The 17,732-nt window shown below is 44.3% G+C and carries 17 protein-coding genes; 13 read left to right on the top strand and 4 right to left on the bottom strand.

Annotation, left to right across the window (positions count from 1 at the left end; translation table 11 throughout):
- From ACO0KY_RS18285 to ACO0KY_RS18245, 9 genes are all read left to right on the top strand, one after another.
- On the top strand, window positions 1–2,283 hold a 2,283-nt coding region (locus ACO0KY_RS18285), incomplete at its 5' end, for a tetratricopeptide repeat protein (RefSeq protein WP_423048482.1).
- Window positions 2,284–2,492: 209 nt separating this feature from the next.
- Window positions 2,493–4,898 (top strand): tetratricopeptide repeat protein, encoded by a 2,406-nt coding sequence (locus ACO0KY_RS18280; protein ID WP_423048480.1) that lies wholly within the window; start codon window positions 2,493–2,495, stop codon window positions 4,896–4,898.
- Window positions 4,895–6,016 carry a DegT/DnrJ/EryC1/StrS family aminotransferase gene (locus ACO0KY_RS18275; protein ID WP_423048478.1) on the top strand — a complete coding sequence of 374 codons (1,122 nt, stop codon included), beginning with the start codon at window positions 4,895–4,897 and terminating at the stop codon, window positions 6,014–6,016. Before ACO0KY_RS18280 ends, ACO0KY_RS18275 begins: the two co-directional genes overlap by 4 nt.
- A gap of 75 nt (window positions 6,017–6,091) precedes the next feature.
- Entirely contained in the window at window positions 6,092–7,114 is a 1,023-nt protein-coding gene (locus tag ACO0KY_RS18270) for a ketoacyl-ACP synthase III (RefSeq protein WP_423048488.1), read from the top strand.
- A 30-nt stretch (window positions 7,115–7,144) separates the two neighbouring features.
- A complete protein-coding gene (locus tag ACO0KY_RS18265) occupies window positions 7,145–7,369 on the top strand; it encodes a phosphopantetheine-binding protein (protein WP_423048476.1) in 225 nt (74 codons plus the stop codon).
- Window positions 7,370–7,371: 2 nt separating this feature from the next.
- Window positions 7,372–8,427 (top strand): ketoacyl-ACP synthase III, encoded by a 1,056-nt coding sequence (locus ACO0KY_RS18260; RefSeq protein WP_423048474.1) that lies wholly within the window; start codon window positions 7,372–7,374, stop codon window positions 8,425–8,427.
- 4 nt (window positions 8,428–8,431) lie between these two features.
- Window positions 8,432–9,193 (top strand): SDR family NAD(P)-dependent oxidoreductase, encoded by a 762-nt coding sequence (locus tag ACO0KY_RS18255; RefSeq protein WP_423048472.1) that lies wholly within the window; start codon window positions 8,432–8,434, stop codon window positions 9,191–9,193.
- A 7-nt stretch (window positions 9,194–9,200) separates the two neighbouring features.
- Window positions 9,201–9,842 carry an acetyltransferase gene (locus tag ACO0KY_RS18250; protein WP_423048470.1) on the top strand — a complete coding sequence of 214 codons (642 nt, stop codon included), beginning with the start codon at window positions 9,201–9,203 and terminating at the stop codon, window positions 9,840–9,842.
- A complete protein-coding gene (locus ACO0KY_RS18245; RefSeq protein ID WP_423048468.1) occupies window positions 9,839–10,849 on the top strand; it encodes a Rieske 2Fe-2S domain-containing protein in 1,011 nt (336 codons plus the stop codon). Before ACO0KY_RS18250 ends, ACO0KY_RS18245 begins: the two co-directional genes overlap by 4 nt.
- Window positions 10,850–10,862: 13 nt before the next feature.
- Here ACO0KY_RS18245 and ACO0KY_RS18240 read toward each other — a convergent pair whose 3' ends face one another.
- The 4 genes from ACO0KY_RS18240 to ACO0KY_RS18225 all read right to left on the bottom strand — a co-directional run bounded on the left by ACO0KY_RS18240 (window position 10,863) and on the right by ACO0KY_RS18225 (window position 13,241).
- On the bottom strand, window positions 10,863–11,474 hold the full coding sequence (locus tag ACO0KY_RS18240) for a DUF2946 family protein (protein WP_423048466.1): 612 nt from the start codon (window positions 11,472–11,474) through the stop codon (window positions 10,863–10,865).
- On the bottom strand, window positions 11,474–12,430 hold the full coding sequence (locus ACO0KY_RS18235) for a YheT family hydrolase (RefSeq protein WP_423048464.1): 957 nt from the start codon (window positions 12,428–12,430) through the stop codon (window positions 11,474–11,476). Before ACO0KY_RS18235 ends, ACO0KY_RS18240 begins: the two co-directional genes overlap by 1 nt.
- A gap of 105 nt (window positions 12,431–12,535) precedes the next feature.
- Window positions 12,536–12,967 carry a YybH family protein gene (locus ACO0KY_RS18230; protein WP_423048462.1) on the bottom strand — a complete coding sequence of 144 codons (432 nt, stop codon included), beginning with the start codon at window positions 12,965–12,967 and terminating at the stop codon, window positions 12,536–12,538.
- Between the two features lie 64 nt (window positions 12,968–13,031).
- Window positions 13,032–13,241 (bottom strand): zinc-finger domain-containing protein, encoded by a 210-nt coding sequence (locus ACO0KY_RS18225; RefSeq protein ID WP_422993426.1) that lies wholly within the window; start codon window positions 13,239–13,241, stop codon window positions 13,032–13,034.
- A 257-nt stretch (window positions 13,242–13,498) separates the two neighbouring features.
- Here ACO0KY_RS18225 and ACO0KY_RS18220 point away from each other — a divergent pair, with 257 nt between their 5' ends.
- The 4 genes from ACO0KY_RS18220 (at window position 13,499) to pyk (ending at window position 17,616) form a co-directional block, all read left to right on the top strand.
- Window positions 13,499–14,227, top strand: coding sequence for an AzlC family ABC transporter permease (locus ACO0KY_RS18220; RefSeq protein WP_422993428.1), 729 nt, complete (start codon window positions 13,499–13,501; stop codon window positions 14,225–14,227).
- The gene (locus ACO0KY_RS18215) at window positions 14,224–14,553 is read left to right on the top strand and encodes an AzlD domain-containing protein (RefSeq protein WP_423048459.1); all 330 of its coding nucleotides are present in this window, start codon (window positions 14,224–14,226) and stop codon (window positions 14,551–14,553) included. The genes ACO0KY_RS18220 and ACO0KY_RS18215 overlap by 4 nt, the downstream gene beginning before the upstream one ends.
- A gap of 348 nt (window positions 14,554–14,901) precedes the next feature.
- Window positions 14,902–16,095: a phosphoglycerate kinase gene (locus ACO0KY_RS18210; RefSeq protein ID WP_423048457.1), complete on the top strand. Its 1,194-nt coding sequence runs from the start codon at window positions 14,902–14,904 to the stop codon at window positions 16,093–16,095.
- Between the two features lie 81 nt (window positions 16,096–16,176).
- Complete coding sequence (gene pyk, locus ACO0KY_RS18205) at window positions 16,177–17,616, top strand: pyruvate kinase (protein ID WP_422993432.1); 1,440 nt, start codon at window positions 16,177–16,179, stop codon at window positions 17,614–17,616.
- Window positions 17,617–17,732 lie beyond the last annotated feature (116 nt).

Genomic DNA, 17,732 nt, shown 5'->3' with positions numbered 1-17,732 from the left:
GATCTGGAACTTGCAATACGCTTATACCAAAGCGCAATCGAAGAGCAACCTGAACTACCAAGAGCATATCTAAATCTGGGCAATGCGTATCTGAAGTTGAATGACTTTGACAAAGCAATCGACGCTTATCAAATGGCGCTGAAATTCAATCCTGAATATGCATCAGCGTATTTTAATATTGGGAACGCTTATTTCAAGTCTGAAAGAGCAGTTGAATCCATTCCCTTTTATATCGATGCAATTAAATGGAGACCAGAATTTGTAGATGCTTATGTTTCATACGGACTAGCACTACTAAAACTGCAGAATTATAGTGAGGCAATAATTCAATTTAGCGAGGTCCTTAATAGCCGACCTGATGATCCTCAGGCGAGTCTTAATTTGAGTAACGCTTTAGTTTTAGATAAAAGGTATGATCAAGGTATTGAGATTTTGCTTAGGTTGGAAAAGCGATATCCTGATTCGATTCAGAGTCATTTACCTTTGATTGCCGCTTATTCAGCAAAGGGGGAAATTAGCGAGGCGATAAACCAATGCCGAGTAGCAGCCAGATGCCTAAGTGAAGATCCCAACTTTTATTTTCAATTGGGTACACGATTGTATGAATTTAAAGAATATGAAGTCGCAATTACGTGCTTCCAAAGAGCATTGAAAGTCGCCAAGGATGTTCCCGAGGTATTGAACAGTCTTGGTAACGCATATTTAGATAGTGGCGACAGTGAGAGTGCGCTTCGCTATTTTAACAAAGCAATCAAATTATTACCTGAATCGGCTGGTTTGCACTGTAATATAGGGCTCGCATACCAACAATCTAGCAAATTTGAACTGGCAATTTCATTTTATGAAAAAGCGATTCAACTTGATCCTGAACTTCCGAATGCACATAATAATTTAGCGCAATGCTTAGTCGTTTTCGGGCGTATAGAAGAAGCAATTCAAAGTTATTACAGGGCATTTGAACTTAATCCTGAGCTTGATTTGGCTTACAGTAATTACTTATTCGCTCTTTGCCACGATCCGAAAATTGATGAGGATACTTTATTTGCGAAACACAAGCGTTTTTCAGATATTTATGAAAAGCCAGTTCAAGGTTTGATAAAACCACTGGAAAATAGAAAAACTATTGATCGAATTCTTAGGATTGGCTTTGTTTCTGCAGATCTGAGAGATCATGCTGTCGTCTCGTTTGTCGAGCCCGTTTTCGCGTATTTGGCACGAAAGTCAGACATACACCTATATGCGTACGATAATGGTAACCTTCAAGACAGTGTTACATCCAGGTTGAAAGCGTATTTTAGGGCGTGGTCCAGAGTCCTACCGTTAAGTAATCAACAGCTTGTAGACAAAATTAAAAAGGATCAAATCGACGTTTTGATTGACTTGTCAGGACATACGGCAAAACACAGGTTGACAGCATTTGCTATGCGTCCCGCGCCGGTTCAAATTGGTTGGATAGGATACCCTGGAACGTCTGGCCTGGATGCTATGGATTATTTTCTTGGGGATCAAAATTTTCTTCCGTTTGGAGAGATGGATAAGCAATTTACTGAAAAAATTGTCCGCCTTCCATGTACCACTACATTTAAGGCCAGCGATAAAGCGCCTCCAGTCAGTGAGTTACCTGCAAAGACCAATGGTTATCTAACTTTCGGTAGTTTTAATCGCACAGACAAACTTAACCGTACTGTGATTGCGTTATGGGGTAGAGTTCTGCGGACTTTACCCAATGCTAAGTTGGTAATGGCAGCAATGCGTGTAGAAAGTGGAATGGATACTTTGCTGGCGTGGTTTAAAGAGGAAAGTATTACGTCTGATCGTATCACTTTCCATCCACGTTCTGAAATTCATACTTATCTGTCTTTACATCATCAAGTCGATATTTGCCTCGATACCTTCCCCTATACTGGAGGAACAACGACGAATAATGCTTTGTGGATGGGAGTACCTACTTTAACTTTGGTTGGTAAAACGGCAGCTAGTAGGCAAGGGGTTGCGAATTTATCGCAGGTTGGTTTAGATAAGCAATTTGCCGCATTGGATGATGATGATTTTGTGCAAAAGGCCATTTATTTTTCAGAACATGTTGATGAACTGGCGGGCATCAGAGAATCGCTGAGAGAAGTTTTTTCTGAGTCGAATTTTTCCAAACCGGATTTGGTTTCTCACTCAATTGAACTAGCCATTAAATATATGTTCGAGCGTTGGTGTGCTGATTTGTCACCAGTTGCTTTCGAAGTAGCAGACGATAAAATTCGTTTATATGATGCCGACGAGGCTTTGTGACTTTAAAGTTGCGAGGTCGGTTTATCTTGATCTCCCATACCTGTGTTGGCTGGATTAGTAGTTGCTCTAGCTGGGTCGGCATCAACAGTAAGATGAGCAAAATCAACATCTTGACTGGTTAGCGGTAAGCATATTTTTTCTATAAATGGCGGAGATGATTTTTAGGTAACTTCGATTGTTTTTGTGAATGTTAATTGGTTTGAGTAAACATGGGTCTTTTCGATAAATTTGCGTTTTTTAAAAAAAATAATGACATAGCCAGTGCGCCTGTCGAAATTAGTTACGCCAATGTGGATCTGATCACTAAAGGTAACCAAGCAGAAGACAGTGGAGATCTGGAACTTGCGATACGCTTATACCAAAGCGCAATCGAAGAGCAACTTGAATTGCCAAGAGCTCATTTAAATTTGGGTAATGTCTATCTGAAGTTGAAAGACTTTGATAAAGCAATAGCTGCTTATCAAATGGCCCTCAAATTGAATCCTCAATATGCATCAGCATCCTTTAATATTGGAAATGCTTATTTCAAGTCTGATAGGGCAACTGACTCCATTCCTTTTTATATTAATGCTATTAAATGGAGACCCGAGTTTGTTGATGGCTACGTCTCATACGGGTTAGCATTATTACGTTTGGGGAAATTTGGTGAGGCCGCAGTTCAATTTAGTGAGGCGCAAAAAAAACGCCCCGATTATACCCAAGCAAGTCTTCATTTGAGTAATGCTTTGATTTTGGATAAAAAAATTGATCAAGGTATTGAGGTCTTGCTCGCATTAGAAAAACAATATCCGCATTTAATCGAAGTACATGTCCCGCTGATCGATGCATATTCTAATATAGGCAACGTGAAATGCGCGCTTGAACAATGTCGTAAAGCATTTCATTGCCAAAGTAGTGATCCTAATTTTTATTATCAGGTTGCAATGGGCTTACATCGCTTCGCAGAATATGCAATGGCAATTGCATGTTTTAAAAAGTCCTTGAAAATCAATCCGAATGTCCCAGAAGTATTGAATAACCTTGGTAACGCTTATTCGGATAGTGGTGACGACCAGAATGCGATAAATTCCTATCAACAAGCGATCAATTTTAGTTCGGAACCAGCCGGAATTTATTGCAATTTAGGGATTGTGTACGCAAGAGCTGGCCGGTTAGAACAGGCAATTTCTTCGCACCAAAAGGCGATACAATTAAATCCTGAATTTGCGCTCGCGCATAATAATTTGGCTCAATGTTTGCAAAATTCTTGCAGAATTGAAGAGGCAATTCAAAGCTACTATAAGGCATTTAATTTTGATCCCACTTTTGAAACTGCGTATAGTAATTATTTGTTTTCAATTTGCCATAGTCCCGACATCACTGCTAATGAGTTATTTAAGGAACATATTCATTTTTCCTCACTTTATGAAGTCCCAGTAATAAATTCAATAACACCTTTAGAGAACAAAAAAAATGTTGATCGGGTTTTACGTATTGGATTTGTTTCTGCCGATCTGCGGGATCATGCGTTAGTATCTTTTATTGAACCAGTATTTTCCGATTTGGCCAGAAAGCCTCACCTACATTTATACGCGTATGATAACGGCAACTTTGAAGACGAGGTGACATTCAGGTTGAAAGGATATTTTCGCGAATGGGCAAGAGTTATTACTTTAAGTAATGAGCAACTCGTTGAAAAAATAAAAAGCGACCAAATTGATGTATTAATTGATTTGTCTGGCCATACGGCAAGGCATAGATTATCTGCCTTTGCTATGAGGCTTGCTCCAGTTCAAATTAGTTGGATAGGCTACCCAGGCACATCAGGATTAAAGTCTTTGGATTATTTTTTTGGCGATCCATATTTTTTACCTTATGGAGATATTGATCAACAATTTACCGAAAAAATCGTTCGCTTACCGATCACCACGACATTCAAAGCGAATATTAATGCACCGTCAGTCAACGATCTACCTGCTTTGAGAAATGGCTATTTAACATTTGCTAGTTTTAATCGGATTGATAAAATGAATCGTAGGGTTATTGCGCTCTGGTCGAGGATATTGAGAGCAATCCCTGAATCCCAGCTAATCATGGCTGCAATGCCTGTTGAGGGTGGAAGTGAAAATCTACGTACCTGGTTAAAAGAGGAAAATATAGACTTGAATCGCATTCGTTTCTATCAGAGAAGCGATATTCATACTTATCTATCATTACACCACCAAGTCGATATTTGTCTCGACACGTTTCCGTATACTGGTGGAACGACGACGAATAACGCCTTATGGATGGGGGTTCCAACGTTAACGCTGGTCGGTAAAACACCTGCGGGCAGACAAGGTATTGCGAATTTATCCCAAGTTGGCTTAGGCAAGCAATTTGCAGCGGTTGATGAAGATGATTTTGTTCAAAAAGCGATTTATTTTTCAGAACATGTTGACGAGCTGGCGACGATCAGAGCATCACTCAGAAAGGCCTTTTCTGATTCGAACTTTTCTAAACCCGAATTGGTTGCTCGCTCATTTGAACTCGCCATTAGATATATGTTTGAGCGCTGGTGTGCTGATTTACCACCAGTTGCTTTTGAAGTAGCTGACGACAAAATTCGCTTATACGACGCCAACGAGGCTTTATGACTCAAAAAATATCACCACCAGTTTATGTGACCCGTCCGGCACTACCTCCGCTGGAGGAGTTAATGCCGTATTTGCAAAAAATTTGGGACACCCGTGTCCTGACCAATTGTGGTCCTTTTCATCAGGAGCTGGAACAGGCCTTATGTGAATACCTTGGGGTGAAGCATATTTGCTTGTTCGCGAATGCGACCATTGCCTTAGTGACCGCATTAAAAGCGTTGCGCATTGAAGGTGAGGTCATTACGACGCCGTACTCATTTGTCGCGACAGCGCATTCATTGTTATGGAACGGCATATCACCGGTTTTTGTTGATATTGAGCCGGACACCCTTAACATCGATCCTGCCAGAATTGAGGCAGCGATTACACCAAAGACGACCGCAATCATGCCTGTGCATTGTTACGGAACACCTTGTGAGGTCGATGCGATTCAACGCATCGCAGATAACTATAATCTCAAGGTGATCTATGATGCTGCTCACGCATTTGGCGTTAAAAATCAGCATGGTAGCATTTTGAATTATGGTGATTTATCGGTGTTAAGTTTTCATGCGACCAAGGTATTTAATACCTTTGAAGGTGGAGCGATTGTTTGCCCGGATGCGAAAACAAAAAAGCATATTGATAACCTGAAAAATTTTGGTTTTGTGAATGAAACAACCGTCGTTGCTTCCGGAATCAATGGCAAGATGAGCGAAATCAATGCCGCGCTTGGCTTGTTACAGCTCAAGCATATTGACGATTTAATTGCGAAACGAAAAGCAATCGATCATGCATATCGTAAAATGCTCACTGGTATCAAAGGAATTCGATGTTTGTTGGATACGACACCACACGATACTAACTTTTCGTATTTTCCTATCCTAGTCAGTCCAGAATATCCGCTAGGAAGGGATGGTTTGTATGAAATGCTAAAGACCCATAACATTTTTGCCCGACGTTATTTTTATCCCTTGATATCTGAATTCTCTATGTATCGCGGTCTGACATCATCGGATAAACATCATTTACCAGTAGCTGATAATGCGTCAAAACAAATTTTGTGCCTACCTATTTATCCGGATCTTGAGATGGAGACCGTAGAGGCTATCGTCCGGCACATAGCAGATGCTGTTTGATAGTAGGCAATTGTTGTGTGGCAATTGGGTTCTTGCTTAGGTGATGTCGACAATCATAAGAATGGTGCACGTACGATGAAAACATATGCTCGACTTAGTGCGATTGCGTATTACTTGCCAGAACTGAGACTGGATAATGTGACTCTTTCTTCAGAGTTTCCTGATTGGACGCCAGACAAAATTCTGGAAAAAACAGGGATTATCGAAAGACGCGTTGCTGACCTCAACGAAACGGCCGCTGATTTGGCTTATCTCGCTGCTGAGCAACTGTTTTGTGAGCAAAAAATCAATAAGGATGATATCGATTTTTTGATTTTTTGTACGCAAACGCCAGATTACTTATTACCGACGTCTGCTTGCCTGATACACGAACGATTAGGTTTGAAGAAACAATGCGGTGCGCTCGATATTGGTCTGGGATGTTCTGGTTACGTCTATGGCATGTCACTTGCTAAAGCCATGATTGAAGCAGGCATTTCTAAAAACGTTCTATTTTTAACCGGAGACACGTATTCAAAATATATGCATCCAAAAGACCGGAGCGTGCGTACACTTTTTGGTGATGCGGCGACTGCTTCGCTGGTCGTTTCTTCAGATGCGACTGGAGCTCAAATTGGGCCTTTTGTTTTTGGCACTGATGGTGCTGGTGCTGAAAATTTAATCATACCGGCCGGGGGTAGCAGACTTTTTTCTGGTGCCGAAACAGCAGTTGAATATACTGACACCATGGGCAATGTCCGCAGTCAGAATCATTTATATATGAATGGCCCTGAGATAATGAGTTTTACCTTGACTTCTGTTCCCGCTGTTTTCAAGGAAATACTAGAACAAGCAGGAAAAACAATTGACGATATAGATCACGTAGTTTTTCACCAGGCAAACAAATTTATGCTGGAAGCATTGAGAAAGAAAATAAAGATTCCGCACGACAAGTTTATAATCGAACTAGACACAGTTGGTAATACGGTTTCATCGACGATCCCAATTGCGATTGCCCGTGCCAAACAAAAAGGGAAAATACGCCGTGGTGATACTGTTCTGATACTTGGTTTTGGAGTTGGTTACTCTTGGGGTGCCGCAATCCTTGAGTCCTATTAGTCATTTTTGAATTAAACGTAAGGAGTAATGATGGAAGAATTTTTTGAAGGAATGGCTGAAATACTTGAGATAGATGTCGCGAACGTTGGCCCAGAGTTGAACCTGACTGACTATGCCTGGGATTCTTTAGCAGTGGTATCTACAATGGCATTGGTTGATGACGTCTTTAGCGTGATGTTAGATGGGCAGGTTCTGGCTAAATGTGAAAAATTATCTGATATTTTGGCTGCAGTTGAATTGGCTAAGAAAGCATAATCATGGAAAATGAGGCTGCCATCTCGGGATTGCATGTTCGTGTCGATCATGTAATGTTGAAAGGTATTGTCACTGCAGTTCCCGCGTCTGAAGTTAAAAATGATTTGTTTCATGCGCAGTTTGGCGAGGCTGCAGTTAATGAAATTGTTAAGATGATCGGCGTTCAGACCCGAAGGCATTCTAATGATCAACAGACAACCGCTGACTTTTGTCAGGCTGCGGCACAGAAATTAATGTCGGAACTTGCTTGGTCTCCCGAAAGTATTGATGCAATTGTATTCGTTTCGCAAACACCTGATTATCGATTACCTGCTACCGCATGTGCGTTGCAGTCCCGATTGAAATTGCGAACATCTTGTGCCGCACTCGATATCAACCTTGGATGTTCTGGCTACGTGTATGGCCTATGGTTAGCTTCTAAACTAATAGATGGTCACGCTGTACGACGCGTATTATTACTTGCTGGTGATACGTCTAGCAAACTAGTAAATCCGGCCGATCGGGCTACGGCAATGCTATTTGGTGACGCTGGATCAGCAACAGCGCTCGAATTTAATAAGGACGCTCAGACAACCTACTTTGTTCTTGGAACCGATGGCACAGGTGAAAAAAATCTAATTGTTCCGAAAGGTGCATACCGGAAATTTGAGGACGTAGACCCACGCATGGTTGATTCTGATTTAACTTGTTTGTATATGGACGGTGCGGACGTTTTCAATTTTACACTCAAGAGCGTTCCACCGTTGGTTAACGATTTATTAGATTTTTCTGTTAAACAACGAGATGAAGTCAATTGGTATTTATTCCATCAGGCTAACCAATTTATGCTCAAGCACATTACTAAGAAATTGAAATTGCCCGCAGAAAAAGCCCCGATGAATATTGATCGTTTTGGTAATACGTCTAGTGCGTCAATTCCGTTGGTAATGACAGACTTAGGTAGAGATAAAATTTTACGTGGAACGGCTGTTCTTACCGGGTTTGGTGTGGGTTACTCGTGGGCCTCAGCATTGATAACTTTAGATCAGATGCAGGTTAATTCCTTGATAGAAATTTAAATATATGGTCTTTGATAAAACCTGCCTCACGGGGCGCCGCATTTTGGTGACAGGCGCATCATCTGGAATTGGGCGCGCTACTGCAATTTTGTTGGCAAGCTGTGGCGCGACGATTATTGCGTTGGGCCGTGACGAGCAGCGTTTGCAAGAAACGCTGGCGCAACTTGAAGGTGGTGGACATCAACTCAATGTGTTCGATTTGACTGGTGGTGACGACATTGCTGACTACTTGCAGTTACTTACAAAAGATAGCTTACCACTAAATGGAATTTTTCATGCAGCAGGCGTTAGCTCCGTGCGCCCCGTTAAACTTTCAAAAGAGAAGAATTTCGATGACGTGTTTGCATCCAGTGCCAAGACAGCGCTCGCGCTCGCGCGTGGAGCTTCTCTACGGAATGTAATGGCTGATCAGTCCTCAATAATTTTTATGTCATCCGTAGCAGGACAGCGTGGACAGGCTGGAATGAGTATTTATTCTGCTGCAAAGGCGGCAATTGATGGCATGTGTAAGTCGCTGGCGGTTGAATTCGCTCCTCGAAAGATAACTGTCAATAGTATTGTTGCTGGAGCAGTGATCACGGAAATGCATGAAAGGCTTACCACCTCACTGTCGGAAGACTCGGTTAAAGACTATCATGATAAGCACTTGCTGGGTTTTGGCGAGGTGAGAGATATTGCGCACGTTGCGGCGTTTCTGCTTTCTGATGCTGGTCGATGGGTCACAGGTGCGAGTTGGTTAGTCGATGGTGGCTATATGGCTAGATGAGGCAAATATGGAAAAGATAAAAAATATTATCATTGTTGGTGCTGGCGGTTTGGGTCGAGAGATTTACTCGTTGCTTAAGCCGGAAGCTGATGCTTGTCATATACGTATTGCAGGATTTGTGGATGATACGCTCCCTGTCAGTGATATGTTGAATGAGAATTACCCAGTTCCCCTATTAGGAAGTATTTCTAGTTACGTTCCTGTTGAAAACGATTATTTAGTCCTGGCAATAGGTGATCCGCGGGCAAAATTGGAATTGGCAAAAGCTCTTGAAGAAAAAGGAGCAAAGTTTTTTAGCTTCATCCACCCCAATGCGGTTGTTTCTGATACCGCAAAAATTGGCAAAGGCGTAGTTATTTATCCATATTGTTTCATTTCAGCAGACAGCGAAATTTCAGATTTTGTAATGATTAATTGTCATTCGGGCGCAGGTCATGATGTGTTTGTTGGCGACGGATCAACAATTTGTGCTCACGTTGATTTAACTGGACATGTTAAGGTGGGTAAGGCCGTTTTTATCGGTTCACACGCATCAATATTACCTAATGTTGAAATAGGTGATTATGCGAAAATTGGCGCAGGAGCAATTGTTGTACGTCGCGTCAAAGAGAGCGCAACCGTCTATGCTCAACCTGCAAGGACGCTATGATTACTGACGTTGAATTACGTAATAATTACTGGCACTTATTAGGTCATCGCACAGAATTACCTGAGGCAGGAGCATTCCTAAAGCTTAATTGGCTTTCCGACGAGGTTGTCGTTTTTAACGACCATGGAGAAATGCTAGTTTTCGATAATTTGTGCCCTCATCGTGGTACAAGATTTTTTAATGAGCCTTATGGGAAGGGAGTCGTCAGTTGCCCTTATCATGGCTGGAGTTTTCAATCTGGAAAATTACATATCCCATGCCGGGATAAATTTAAGCCAGAGGAAATTAATGAAGCTAGATTAAATACTTTAAAAGTTGACTGGTGCGGTGATTTTCTATTTGCTTCAATACAACCAGCCTCTGGTTTGGAAGATCAGTTAGGCGAAAGTTACGCTTTACTTGCATCGATTTCTTTCAATATTAATGGACGGGCAGATTTTAATTCTTATATTTATGACTGTAATTGGAAGATTGCAATAGAAAATGGTTTGGATTCTTTGCATACCCCATACGTGCACGCAGAGTCTTTGGGTCGCCTTTCTCTTTCTGAGCCGGTAAATACATACCATCGAGCCAATTCAGTAGCCAATTTTAAAATAACGGATGCCAGCGTCGAAAAAAAACTCCGCTTGATCAGCCGCATGTTTAATATTTCAGATCAACATGAGGGGTACCAGAGTATTTATTTGTTTCCATTTACGATGCTTACTTCTACGTTTGGCTATTCGTATTCATTACAGAATTTTTTTCCATCTCAAGAGTCAAACAAGACGTTTTTCTATAGCCGTTTATTGAAGGGATGCTTGAATAAAAATTATCCGGCATCGACTATGGATCATTTTTTTGCTTCAACGGCGCAGGTCAATCGTCAGGTTTTTGAAGAAGACCATGCGATTTGCAAGAAAATTGCGCCACAGTTCTATGACGTTAAAAGCACGCAATTTTTATCTGTTGATGAAGAAAAAATCATTCACTTCCGCAAAATTTTGCAAACCTTAGGAGCGTGAATCGCACGCGAATTTAAATATCTTTATGCGCATTTGTATTTGATGGGTGGGGTGTGTAACCCCTCTTTTTCATCAGACTTCCCACGTTTTCTTTTTGTACGATGACTTCAACATTTGATACAAAAATATGGGCTTTCACTGACAGTGTTGTTTGTTCTAACCACAAAAGCAGATCATCATCTATACATTCGTGACCATCAATTCGAATCCAATTAAGACATTCTGCCACATCACGATCATCAACTTGCGCCAGTGTATTTTCTGAAGCGAAGACCAAATGTCCACTCTCATCAAAATACGCGCCGATTATTGATTGCATGACCTGGCCGGTATGCAAGCGCAAACCTGTCGGTGTGGTGTGAGCAATAAACGGCGTCGCCTCCAACTCAACATACACGCGCTGCGGACCGTTTTGAAAATACCAGCAGCCTTGATCGTCGCATTGGTAATTGCGGTTGATGAAGTCGATCAAAGCGGGATGGCGGATGATGTCGCCGGGGAGTTTTAGGGCCTGGCAGCGTTCATCGCGCATGCGCCATTGGCCGCGTGCATCCAGGGCTAACCAGCCGTAGCAATGCGGTACATTGGGCCATTTTGCAATGGCGGCTTTGACGATCTCGTCCATTAGCTTGCCTTGTCAAAAAAGTGCAGAATTTTTTCTGGTAACCAATGCAGGCTGCCGGGTACATTGCCAGCGGCAAAGCCGACATGGCCGCCATGTTTAGGATAGTCAAGAATCACAGCGGGCGCGGCTTTTTGAGGTAAATATTGACCGGGCAAAAAAGGATCATTTTGCGCATTCAAGACCAAGGTCGGTAGTGTAATGTCGGGCAGCACGTGGCGCGCGCTGGCGCGATTCCAGTAATCGTCGGTATCCAGATAACCATGCAAAGGCGCCGTCACGACATTATCGAATTCGTAGAGATTTTTGGCTTCTAGCAAACGATTTCTGTCGAACAGCCCGGGAAACTGGTTCAGTTTTTGCAGGCACTTTGGCTTTAAAGTTTTGAGAAACATGCGGGTGTAGAGCATGTTGAAGCCGCTAGACAAAGACGCGCCACCTTGTGCCAGATCGAGTGGTGCTGAGATCGCGCAAGCGGCTTTGACAAATTCAGCCTGATGTTGCGATTCTCCCAGCCAGCGTAGCAGGGCGTTACCACCGAGTGAAACGCCAGCCGCAAAAACATCAGCATCGCCGTGTTGTGTTTGATGCTGAGATTGAACGCGACGTAATATCCAGTCAATTTCCTGTGCATCACCGGAATGGTAAAAGCGCGGCGCCTGATTCAATTCACCCGAGCAACCACGAAAATGTGGAATCGCGCCCGACCATCCTCTCGCCTGGATTGCTGCCATCAAAGCCCGTGCATAGTGGCTGTCGCTGGAACCTTCTAATCCATGAAATAGCACAACCATAGGTTGGCCAGGTTTTCCATCCACAAAATCGATATCGATAAAATCTTCGTCAGGCGTCACCCAACGTTCGCGCCGGAAGCTGACTTCGGGGCGAGGTATCCATAAAGCAGGGTAGATGGTTTGCAAATGACCACCGGGGAGCCAGCGGGGAGACTGATATTTCATTCTTGCATCTTAGTGGGTGAAACGGGTTGCATGTTACGGGTGAGTCGTACTGTGCGCCATTCTGGTTGTAAATGCACGCCTCATTGTCGTTTTAAACTAATTACCTTAATGTAAAACACTGGCCTTGAATAAATCCAAGGGGGCTTTGCCTGCTGCGACCGAGGCGTGATGCATAGCAATACGCCATCCTTGCGGTGTTTTCAGATAAACGTTGGTCGCCAGAATATGGACATCCGGCAAGGTTTCATTCGGACGGTGAATTTGCTCGATGACGCTATGCACGGCGGTCAACAGATTGTGCGTCGCGTGTAATTGCGTTGCCTGAATGTGGACATTGCCCCGTTCAAAGATTGCTTCCCACGACGCCCGGATGGCTGCATGACCTACTTGACGGCTAGAGCCGGGATGAATGCAGACAATTTCTTCGTCATCCGCCCACAAATCCATGAATACATCGAGATCAGCGCGACTGATGGCATCATAGAATGCAGCTTCGACTTCGTCGGCACTGCCATTAAATTGCTTTTTTGCGGGCATGATGAGCTTACCTGATTTTTGCTGGTGCTTTGACCGCGAGTGCGATGCGCAGCGATGGAAAATCTTAGTGGCCTTTGATCACGGTACCTGGAGCCAGTTTGTATTGCGTACCACAGTAAGAGCAAGTCGCAGAGCCACCATGGGACAAATCAAGAAAAACGCGTGGATGCGACGACCACAATGGCATTGCTGGATTTGGGCAATGTGCAGGCAAATCTTTTGCTTGCAGTTCAACGACATTGCTAGCTGTTGTGGCGCTTGTATTCGTGGACATAAAGACTCCGGTAAAAATGTTTGCTAATTAGGTGCAATATTGGATGCAAAAGCAGCTTGGCATGCGAAGCATTTTGCGGCTTGGACACGCCATGGGTTGCTATTTGCATCGGTTCTCAAATTCAAGCGGTGATTTTAACGGATTCCAGCTACTTGCTGTCGTTAACTATCGCTGATTGTATCGTTGATTGTATCGCTGATTGGCGAGCTTTTCTGATCAAGGCTAAAATGCACGGCTATTTGTTGAGAAAAGTTGCCATGTCTTTTGAATCTGATCAAGCTGCCACCAAAGAGGCGCTGCGTCTGGGGGCGCCCACCTGGTTTGGTATCGGTGCCTGGGGATTGGTGGTTGGCATAGCCATGATCAAAGCGGGCTTGAGTCTGCCGCAAGCGTTTGGGATGACCTTTATTGTTTTTGGTGGGTCCGCACAATTGGCGTCTTTGCCGCTGATCGGGGCGCATGCGCCAGTGTGGGTGATCTTCGCGACGGCGCTGGCGGTCAATCTGCGATTTGTTATCTTTTCAGCGATATTAGCGCCGCATTTCTCGCATTTGCCGTGGCGTAGCCGTGCCTGGTTGGGATTTTTGACTGGCGATGTGGCGGTGGGCTTATTTATTCAACGCTTTCCTGACTTGAAGGACATGAAAGGCAAGTTGGCGTTTTTGAAGGGTCTTATCTTTCCGAATTGGGCTGCGTGGCAAATCGGCTCTGTCATTGGTATTTTGTTAGGAAGTCAGGTTCCCGCCAGTTGGGGGCTCGGTGTTGCTGGCACACTGGCGATTTTGTGCGTGATGCTGCCTTTGATTATCAACCGTGCGGCTTTGGCCGGAGTGGTCGTCGCTGGCGTTGTGGCGCTATTGTGCTTTCATTTCCCTTATAAACTCGGCCTGTTACTCGCAGTGATATTGGGTATGGCAACTGCGATGTTGTTGGAAGAACATATGCTCAAGAACAAAAAAGCACCGAATGGGAGTGAGCAAGCATGAGTGATCTTGAGATCTGGATCGTTATTTTTTCTTTATGGTTGGCAACTTTTATTGCTCGTAGTGGCTTTTGGTTGGCTGGAAACCGGATTAATTTACCGCAACGCGTCCAGGAAGCCCTGCGCTATGCACCTGCCTGCGCGTTGGCGGCAATTATTGTTCCTGATTTTTTGCTTAATCCGCATGGCGGCAGTGAATGGGATTTTAGTTGGCACAATCCTAAGCTCATGGCGGGTATCGCTGCGACGGTGTTTTTTCAACTGAGCAAAAATATGTTGCATACAATCATTTTTGGTATGTTGGTGTTCACCGGTTTGCGTTTGCTTTAGTTGGTCAAATATAAATAGATACGAACGGCGGGACGACCCGCCGTTTTCATTTACCGTAGCTTCCGCGCGGGCTTTATCCGCCCTGCGGAAACTAGAAAATATTAATACATTAACATTTTTACACTGGTATGCAGGCAATTTAGGTAAGCTGGCGCCAAAATCAGATGCAAAACTCTGTGGCGTGGGCTGGGGGCTTTGGTAAAATAGCGGTTTTAGCGCATTTGTCTTACTTTCGAATCTTGCTCGGCAATGTTGTTTATAACGAAATTGCTGCGGAATTAATATTTGTTTGATTCGGAGTCAGATCGCTTTTTCCTTCAACCTAGCCAATTCTCATTCCACATCGCGATGAAATTTAATCGACTCAGCGACCTGATCGCAGCTAATCAGCTTCAAGGCAAACGTGTTTTCATTCGTGCCGATCTCAATGTTCCTCAGGACGACCACGGCAATATTACCGAAGATACGCGTATTCGTGCATCAGTTCCGGCGATTCAACAAGCGTTGAAGGCGGGGGCGGCAGTGATGGTCACATCGCATCTGGGACGTCCGACAGAAGGTGAGTTCAAGGCCAAAGATAGTCTGGCGCCAGTTGCAGTGCGTTTATCCGAGTTACTTGGCGTACCTGTCAGTTTGAAACAGAACTGGGTTGACGGCGTTGAAGTCGCTGCTGGTCAAGTGGTGTTGTTGGAAAACTGCCGCGTGAACAAAGGCGAGAAAAAGAATGACGACGCGCTCGCACAAAAAATGGCAGCGCTGTGCGATGTGTATGTGAACGACGCATTTGGTACTGCGCACCGCGCCGAAGCGACTACCCACGGTATCGCAAAATACGCGCCAGTCGTTGCAGCTGGTCCATTATTGTCTGCGGAACTAGATGCTCTTGGCAAAGCGCTTGGCCAACCAGCGCGTCCTTTGGTAGCGATTGTCGCGGGTTCTAAAGTATCGAGCAAACTGACTATCCTGAAATCCCTCGCAGATAAAGTTGATAACCTGATCGTCGGCGGTGGTATTGCGAATACGTTCATGCTGGCTTCCGGCTTAAAAATCGGTAAATCACTGGCAGAAGCGGATCTGGTGGATGAAGCAAAAGCGATCATAGATATGATGGCAAAACGTGGCGCATCCGTACCGATTCCTACTGATGTGGTGTGCGCGAAAGAATTTTCACCAACGGCTGTAGCAACGGTTAAAGCCGTGGCGGATGTTGCCGATGACGACATGATTCTTGATATCGGCCCAGTCACTTCTGCTTTATTGGCAGAGCAAATCAAAACTGCTGGCACGATCGTCTGGAACGGCCCCGTTGGCGTATTTGAGTTTGATCAGTTTGGCAATGGCACCAAAGTCTTGGCGCAGGCGATTGCTGATTCTGCTGGATTCTCGATTGCAGGTGGCGGTGATACGCTGGCAGCGATTGCTAAATACCAGATCGCTGATCGTGTTGGTTATATCTCGACTGGCGGTGGCGCTTTCCTGGAATTTTTGGAAGGGAAAACTTTGCCCGCGGTAGAAATTTTATTGCAACGCGCGGCACAGTAAAGAAATTAAATTCAAAGAAATTAGTTCAAAGAAATTAGTTCATCACCGCATCAAACCATTAATAATAATTCAGGAGACCAGATGTTACGTGCTACTAAGATTGTTGCCACCATAGGCCCCGCTTCCAATGATGTGGAAACACTCAAACGGATGATTAACGCGGGCGTCAATGTGGTGCGTCTGAACTTTTCCCATGGCAAGGCGCAAGATCACATCGATCGCGCCGACATGGTACGTCAGGCTGCAACAGCATGCGGACGCGAAGTGGCAATTATGGCGGATTTGCAAGGTCCAAAAATCCGTATCGGCAAGTTTGAAAATACCCGTATTCAAATTGAGAATGGCGATAAGTTTATTCTCGACGCGGATTGCACGATGGGTAACCAGGAACGTGTTGGTCTCGATTACAAAGCCTTGCCACGTGATGTCAAAGTGGGCGACGTTTTATTGCTCAATGATGGTTTGATCGTATTGATTGTTGAACGCATTATCGGTAATGAAATCCACACGGTCGTTAAAATCGGTGGAGAGCTGTCGAACAATAAAGGTATTAATCGTCAAGGCGGTGGTTTGACTGCACCTGCTTTGACGGCAAAAGATATGGAAGACATCAAAACAGCGATGTCATTCCAGGCAGATTATGTTGCGGTCTCATTCCCGAAAAATGCGACAGACATGGAAATGGCGCGTCAATTGGCCAATATTGCTGGTGAGCCTTATAACCACAAGCCAATGATGATTGCCAAGATCGAGCGTGCTGAAGCGATCCCGGTCTTGCAAGAAATTCTGGATGCATCCGATGGCATTATGGTCGCGCGTGGTGATCTGGCCGTCGAAGTTGGCAATGCGGCAGTTCCGGCATTGCAAAAGCGCATGATCAAAATGGCGCGCGCGTCGAACAAATTAGCAATTACCGCAACGCAAATGATGGAGTCAATGATCGTCAATGCAGTGCCGACCCGTGCTGAAGTATCCGACGTCGCCAATGCGGTGTTGGATGGTACTGATGCAGTGATGGCGTCTGCCGAAACAGCTTCGGGTAAATATCCTATAGAGACGGTAGAAGCAATGTCGGCGATTTGTCTGGAAGCAGAAAAATTCCAGGAATATAAGCTCGATGCGGATTTCCTGAATCTGGCTTTTACCCGCATTGATCAGTCGATTGCTTATGGTGCGCTATTTACTGCGCACCATTTAGGTGTCAAAGCGATTGTGGCTTTGACTGAATCTGGTTCAACCGCATTGTGGATGAGTCGTCACAGTATTGATGTGCCTTTGTTTGCTTTGACACCGAGTATCGCAACGCAACGCAAAGCAGCCCTGTATCGCAATGTCCGGACTTTTACTTTGCCGTATGCGGCAGATCGTGATGCCGTGTTGAGATCGGCGGAGACGGTATTGCTGGAAAATGGCGTCGTCAGCAAAGGCGACATGATCGTTGTGACCTGGGGTGAACCTATGGGGCAAGTAGGCGGCACGAATGCGCTGAAGATCGTGAAGGTTGGTGAATTTCAGTCCTAAGTAGCCCGGTAGCTTTTATGGCCTGATAGAAAAAGATTTGTTGAACTGATCTGCAATTTTTAATGCAGCATCAGATTTGAAAGTAAAGATTTTTAATAGTACTTCTGGAGTTTAAT

The organism is Undibacterium sp. Dicai25W, assembly GCF_049340505.1.
In the GTDB taxonomy this organism is placed as follows: Bacteria; Pseudomonadota; Gammaproteobacteria; order Burkholderiales; family Burkholderiaceae_D; genus Undibacterium; species Undibacterium jejuense.
The sequence above is the reverse complement of the archived record's forward strand: the minus strand, read 5'-3'. Positions and strand labels throughout refer to the sequence as shown.